Annotated in this window: 4 protein-coding genes and 1 pseudogene; 4 read left to right on the top strand and 1 reads right to left on the bottom strand. The window is 72.5% G+C overall.

Going from position 1 to position 6,790, the window contains the following annotated elements; genetic code table 11:
• The 3 genes and pseudogenes from JNW89_RS22800 to JNW89_RS22790 form a co-directional block, all read left to right on the top strand.
• Positions 1 to 959: hypothetical protein (locus JNW89_RS22800; RefSeq protein ID WP_238450440.1), on the top strand; the 959-nt coding region annotated here is incomplete at its 5' end.
• 10 nt (positions 960 to 969) lie between these two features.
• Positions 970 to 1,513 (top strand): annotated as a pseudogene (locus JNW89_RS22795) (hypothetical protein).
• A gap of 44 nt (positions 1,514 to 1,557) precedes the next feature.
• Positions 1,558 to 3,087, top strand: coding sequence for a flotillin family protein (locus JNW89_RS22790; protein ID WP_238450439.1), 1,530 nt, complete (start codon positions 1,558 to 1,560; stop codon positions 3,085 to 3,087).
• A gap of 43 nt (positions 3,088 to 3,130) precedes the next feature.
• Here the strand turns inward: JNW89_RS22790 and JNW89_RS22785 are convergent, their stop codons facing one another.
• A complete protein-coding gene (locus tag JNW89_RS22785; protein ID WP_238449406.1) occupies positions 3,131 to 4,600 on the bottom strand; it encodes a CCA tRNA nucleotidyltransferase in 1,470 nt (489 codons plus the stop codon).
• 128 nt (positions 4,601 to 4,728) lie between these two features.
• Here JNW89_RS22785 and murJ point away from each other — a divergent pair, with 128 nt between their 5' ends.
• Complete coding sequence (gene murJ / locus JNW89_RS22780) at positions 4,729 to 6,471, top strand: murein biosynthesis integral membrane protein MurJ (protein WP_238449407.1); 1,743 nt, start codon at positions 4,729 to 4,731, stop codon at positions 6,469 to 6,471.
• Positions 6,472 to 6,790 lie beyond the last annotated feature (319 nt).

The raw sequence follows: 6,790 nt of genomic DNA, 5'->3' as shown, positions 1-6,790 counted from the left end.
GGCGGCGGGCCGCGGCGGGCGCTGCCGTGCTGGTCGCGGTGCTCGCGGTGACCGTGCCGTTCGTGCTGCTCCGGCCGCCGCCGCCGACCCGTCCCGCCGTGCCGGAACCGCAGCCCACGCCGTCCATACACCCGACACCGGGCACCAGTTGGAAGGACTGGCCACTGGCCCTGCCGGGCGGCTGGCGGGTCACCGGCGGCGTCAGTGGCGGCAGTGGCTACCTGCTCGACCGCAGCCGCGACCGCTACGTCCGCACCCAGGGGTACGACGCGGTGTGGCCGGCCCCGACCGGCACCGTCACCGCCGTCGCGGACGAGGACCGACCCGGGCAGATCGGCCTCGTCGACAGCCGGAAGGCGACCGTGCGCTGGTACCGCGCGCCGGGGGCGGACCCGCAGTGGTCGCCGGACGGGCGCCGCCTCGTCCTGACCCGGTTCCGCCAGGGCGCCCACCACATCGGCATCCTCGCCCTGGACGGGACATTCCGGGAGTACGCGGTGGACCGGACCCGGTACTTCTGTACCGACCGCTGCCTCTTCACCTGGGCACGGAACGGGCGGGAGGTGGCGCTGCCGCTGACCGACGCGTTCAAGCCCCGGTCGGAGAGCGAACGGCATCCGCGCTGGGGGGTGCAGTTCTTCTCCGCCGACGACGGCAGACCCACCCGGTTCGTGACGATCCCCGGAGACCCCGCCGGACCGTGGGCGTTCTCGCCCGACGGGCGGTGGGCGGTCGTGCAGGGCCAGCGCGATCCGTTGCTGGTCGACGCGGTGACCGGGGCCGTCGTCCGGACCCTGCCGTCGGCCGAGGTCGCCTGGGTCTCGAACGACCGGCTGCTCTACCGCCGGCCGTCCGGCAGTGGCGACTTCGTGCTCGCCGACACCGAGGGCCGGGAGCTGGAACGGCAGCCGCTGCCCCGGGAACTGGTCGACCGGAACGTCACCGTGGCCCCGCAATAATCAGGCGGGAATGTTGCACGACGTCGATACCGTGCAGGTCGTGGCCACGGGGACCTTCATCTTTCTGATCATCGGTGGGGCGGGCGTCGCCGTACTGGCGCTCTCCCTGCTCGGCGCCGAGTTGCTCCACTTCGGTCACGCCGATGTCGACGGTCCGGTCTCGATCGAGGCGGTCGCCGGTTTCCTCGGCGCGTTCGGCTTCGGCGCCGCGATCGTCAACGAGCTGGTCGGCGGCCGTACCCCGGGGATGATCGCGGCGGCGGCGGCCGGTGGCGCGCTCGCCGCCGTGCCCACCGCGTGGCTCGCGGCCCGGCTGAGCCGGGCGGCGCGGGACATGCGGACCGACCCCACCCCGACCCGGGACGACCTGGTCGGCGCGCTCGGCCTGGTGGTCACCCCGGTGCCCGCCGTCGGTTAGCGGCGAGGTCCGGGTACGCGTCGCCGGCCAGCCGGTGAAGCTCAACGCCCGCGCCGACCACCCGATCCCGGTCGGCGCGCAGATCTTCGTGGTGCAGGCGCTGAGCGAAACCAGCGTCCACGTCGAGACCTACTGACCACTTCCTCTCCTCACCCCCCTTTCCCAGAGACGGAACTGCCCATGCCCCTTGTTATCGCCGTCGGCGGCGCGGTCCTGCTGGCGCTCGTGCTGGTGCTCTTCGTGCTCTCCCGGATCAAGGTCGCCGGCCCCAACGAGGCGTTCATCGTCACCGGCCGCAAGGGCCGGACCACGCAGACCGCCGACGGCGGTCGCTCCACCGACATGTCCGGCCAGAAGGTGGTGCTCGGCGCCTCGGTCTTCGTGCTGCCGGTGGTGCAGAAGCTCCAGTCGCTCGACCTGTCCAGCCGCCGCATCGACGTGGGCATCCGGGGCGCGGTGAGCAAGCAGGGCATCCGCACCGACCTGCACGGTGTGGCCATCGTCAAGGTCGGCGGCACCGAGGACGCCATCCGCGCCGCCGCCCAGCGCTTCCTGCACCAGCAGGACGAGATCGACAACTTCACCCGCGAGGTGCTGGCCGGCGCGCTGCGCTCGATCGTCGGCCGGCTCACCGTCGAGGAGGTCATCCGGGACCGGGCGGCCTTCGCCAGCGCGGTTGCCGAGGAGGCCGAGCACTCGATGACCAACCAGGGGCTGGTGCTGGACACCTTCCAGCTCCAGGACATCCTCGCCGAGGGCTCCTACCTGCAGGACCTGGGCCGGCCGGAGGCGSCCCGGGTGCTCAAGGACGCGGCCATCGCCGAGGCGCGCGCCCGGCAGCAGGCCGAGCAGGAGCGGCTGCTCGCCGAGGAGGCGATCGCCGAGGCGAACCGGAACCTGTCGCTCAAGCAGGCCGGGATCCAGGCCGAGATCGACGCGGCCAAGGCCCGGTCCGCGGCGGCCGGCCCGCTGGCCCAGGCGGAACGGGACCAGGCGATCCTCTCCGAGCAGCAGAAGGTGGCCGAGCGCAACGCCGAGCTGAAGCAGCGCCAGCTCGACACCGAGGTGCGCAAGCCGGCGGACGCGGCGCGCTACAAGGTGGAGCAGGAGGCCGAGGCGGCCCGCAACGCGGCGGTGCTCAACGCCGACGCGCAGCGGCAGGCCGTCATCGCCGCCGCTCAGGCCGCCGCCGAGCAGTCCCGGCTCACCGGTGAGGGCGAGCGGGCCCGCCGGGCCGCGCTCGCCGAGGCGAACGCGATCGAGGGTGCCAAGGAGGGTGAGGCGGAGCAGCGCCGGCGCTCGGCGATCGCCGAGGCGGTCGAGCGGGAGGGCCAGGCGGAGGCCGCGGCCATCCTGGCCAAGGGGCAGGCCGAGGCCGACGCGATGGCCCGCAAGGCGGAGGCGTTCGCCGCGTACGGCGAGGCGGCCGTGCTGGACCTGCTGGTCAAGGTGCTGCCGCAGGTGGTGGAGGCGGCCAGCGCCCCGATCGGGGCGATCGACAAGATGACCGTCATCTCCACCGACGGCGCGTCGTCGCTGACCAAGTCGGTGGCCGGCAACGTGGCGCAGGGCCTCCAGCTCGGCTCCGACCTCACCGGCATCGACCTGCCCGGCCTGCTCGCCCGGCTCGGCTCGGCGTCCACCGGCGGTTCGGGGTCGGCGGGCAACGGCAAGCCCGCAGTCGACGGCAGCGCGGTCGAAACCCGCTGACCGGCTGACGAGGGCGCCGTCCACTCCGACGGCGCCCTCGGCGTCAGCTCTGGTCGATGACGCCCTGCTCGCGGGCCCAGCGCAGCAGCTCCGCCTCGGCCTCGTCCCGCTCCAGCGGGCCGCGCTCCAGGCGCAACTCCTTGAGGTACTGCCAGGCCCGCCCGACCAACGGCCCCGGCGGTACGCCGAGCAGCTCCATGATCGCGTTGCCGTCCAGGTCGGGGCGGACCCGGGCGAGGTCCTCCTCGGCGGCGATCCGGGCGATCCGCTCCTCCAGCGCGTCGTAGTCCGCCGCGAGCTGGGCCGCCTTGCGGCGGTTGCGGGTGGTGCAGTCCGAGCGGGTCAGCTTGTGCAGTCGGGACAGCAGGTCACCGGCGTCGGTGACGTACCGGCGCACCGCCGAGTCGGTCCACTCGCCCCGGCCGTACCCGTAGAACCGCAGGTGCAGGGCGACCAGGGTGACCACCTGCGCGGTGACGTCCTTGGGGTAGCGCAGCGCCTTCATCCGGGCCTTGGTCAGCCGCGCGCCGACCACCTCGTGGTGGTGGAAGCTGACCCGGCCGTCCGGCCCGACCGACTTGGTGGCCGGCTTGCCCACGTCGTGCATGAGCGCGGCCATCCGGAGCACGAAGTCACAGCCGTCGGTCTCGAACGAGACCGCGTTGCTGACCACGGTCAGGGTGTGCTCGTAGACGTCCTTGTGCTGGGCGTGCTCGTCGATCTCCAGCTTGAGCCCGGTCAGCTCGGGCAGGAAGCGCTCGGCCAGCCCGGTGTCGACCAGCAGCCGCAGCCCGGTGATCGGGTCGGCGCCGCAGAGCAGCTTGGTGAACTCGTCCCGGATCCGCTCGGCGGTGATCCGGTCCAGGTCGGCGGCCATCCGGCTCATCGCCTCGTGCACGTCGGGGTGCACGGCGAAGCGCAGCTGCGCGGCGAAGCGAGCCGCCCGCAGCATCCGCAGCGGGTCGTCGCCGAAGGACTCCCGCGGCGTTCCGGGGGTACGGATCACCTTGGCCGCGAGGTCGTCCAGGCCGCCGTGCGGGTCGGTGAACCGGTGGTCGGGGAGGCTGACCGCCATCGCGTTGATGGTGAAGTCCCGCCGCCGCAGGTCCTCGGTGAGGCTGGTCCCGTACTCGACGATCGGGTTGCGGCTGACCTGGTCGTACGCCTCGGCGCGGAAGGTGGTGATCTCCAGCCGGAGCCCGTCGCGCTGAAGCCCGATGGTGCCGAACTCGCGGCCGGTCTCCCAGATCGACTCGGCCCAGCCCTTGATGATCCGCAGCGTCTGGTCCGGGTGGGCGTCGGTGCAGAAGTCCAGGTCCTCGCCGAGCCGGCCGAGCAGGGCGTCGCGGACGGAACCCCCCACCAGGTGCAACTCGTGCCCGGCGCGCGCGAAGCGACGACCGAGCTCGTCGGCGACCGGGGACACGCGGAGCAGTTCGGCGACGGCGTTGCGCTGCGCGGCGGTGAGCTCGCGGCGGTCGGCGGCGTGGGGTGCGGAGGCAGCTTCGGACATGGGATCGCCAGCCTATCGGGCCGGGGCGGGATCTGATCCGCCGGGCGCGGGTATGGGGACGGCGTTGACTAAGGTCTTGGCGTGCGGGCCGGTCGTCCGGCTCCGACGTACCCCCTTGGAGGCAGGAGATGAGCGGCGGGCTCTACCGCAGCGCGAACGCCACGCCGGACGGTGCGATCCCGCCGACCGACGAGGCGACCTTCATCTCCGCCGAGCCGCTGAACCAGCCGGCGGTGGAGGCCACCGCGCCGCCGCCGGAGCAGGTGGGGGAGGCCAGCGCCGCGGCGAACAGCGCGGTGATGGCGGTCGGCAGCCTGATCAGTCGGGGTACCGGCTTCATCCGCAACCTGATGATCGGCGCGGCGCTGGGCAACCTGATCGGCAACGCGTACACCACCGCCCAGTTCCTGCCGAACCAGGTGTACGAGTTCCTGCTCGGCGGCGTGCTCACCAGCGTGCTGATCCCGGTGCTGGTCCGCCGGCGCAAGAGCGACCCGGACCGGGGCGAGGCGTACGCGCAGCGGCTGCTCACCCTGGCGGTGATCGCGCTGGCCGCCGCCGCGCTGCTCGCGGTGCTCACGGCGCCGGTGCTGACCACCCTCTACGCCAGCGGCAAGGACGCGGACTACACCGACCTCGTCACGTACCTGTCGTACCTGATGCTGCCGATGCTGTTCTTCACCGGCGTCAGCGCGCTGATCGCCGCGGTGCTGAACACCCGGGGGCACTTCGCCGCGCCGATGTGGGCGCCGATCCTCAACAACCTGGTGGTCATCAGCACCTTCGGGCTCTACATCCTGGTCTTCGGGGCAAAGGCGCTCAAGCCCGGCGAGCTGGGCGTGGGCCAGATCCTGCTGGTCGGCGGCGGCACCCTGCTCGGCGTGGCGGTGCAGGCCGCCGGGCTGCTGCCGGCGCTGCGCAAGGTCGGCTTCCGGTGGAAGTGGCGGTTCGACTTCCGCGAGCTGGGGCTGCGCGAGCTGGCCCAGCTCGGCGCCTGGATGTTCTGCTACGTCGCGGTCAACCAGCTCGGCCTCTTCGTGGTGGTCAACCTGCTCACCCGGGCGGCGGGCGAGGACAGCGCCGGCATCCTGATCTACAACAACGTCTTCCTGCTGCTGATGATGGCGCACGGCATCATCGCCGTCTCGATCATCACCGCGCTGATGCCCCGGATGAGCGCCGCCGCCGCGGACGGGCGCTTCCGCGACGTGACCGCGGACCTGTCCCGGGGCACCCGGATGGTGACGGCGGTGCTCGCCCCGATCGCGGTCTGCTACGCGGTCCTGGCCGGCCCGATCTCCCGGGTGGTCTTCCAGTACGGCGCCTTCGACGGCGACAACGCCCGCGCCACGTCGACGGTGCTGCTGGTCGCAGCCGTGGGCCTGGTGCCGTTCGCGATCAGCCAGCTCTTCACCTTCGCCTTCTACGCGCTGCCGGACACCCGGACCCCGGCGCTGGTCAACATCCCGGTGGTGGCGCTGCGGGTGCTGCTCCAGGTGGGCCTCTTCATCGCCTTCTCGGCCACCTTCGCGGCGGCCGGGATGATGCTCGGCAACGCGATCTCCTACGTCGCGGCAGCCGTCATCTCCGCGATGCTGCTGCGGCCGCGGGTCGGCCGGATCGGGCTCGGCGGGATCATGCGCACCATGGGCAAGGTGATCGTCGCCGCGCTCGGTGCGGCGCTGGTCGGCCTGCTGGTGGTCAGCCTGCTCCCCGGCGACCCGGCCGACCTGGGCTGGCTCGCGGCGGCGGCCCAGCTGGTGATCGGCGGCGCGGTGATCGGCGCGACCTACCTCGGGCTGGCCATGGTGCTGCGGATCGGCGAGATCACCGAGGTCGTCGGGATGGTCCGCCGCCGGCTCGGCCGCTGAGCCGGTGACCGGTCGGCGGTCGGCCGCCCGGCACGGAGCGTGAACGAGGATCACCAACCTGGGGACGTGGCTGTGGATAACTCCGCGTTTCCCCGGTCAGCTGCCGGATCAGCCTGTGGACAACCAACCGTACGGCTGAGTATGGAGGGCCGTTCGGAGGGAACCTGACAGGACGTCGGCGGACCGCCACACCAGGGCCGGCCCCTGCTGCGATCACTTGCGGTCAACCTCTAGATTGGCTAGTACATGTGCCAGCAACGTGGCTGACAACGGTCGTAACCGGGCGAGGTCGTCCACATCCGGCACGTCGCCGGGCACG

Source organism: Micromonospora sp. 4G55 (genome assembly GCF_016803375.1).
The sequence above is the reverse complement of the archived record's forward strand: the minus strand, read 5'-3'. Positions and strand labels throughout refer to the sequence as shown.

Excerpts from the sequence above, each read along its gene's own strand:
- JNW89_RS22785 (WP_238449406.1), bottom strand. The coding sequence starts at position 4,600 with ATGTCCGAAGCTGCCTCCGCACCCCACGCCGCCGACCGCCGCGAGCTC.
- murJ (WP_238449407.1), top strand. The coding sequence starts at position 4,729 with ATGAGCGGCGGGCTCTACCGCAGCGCGAACGCCACGCCGGACGGTGCG.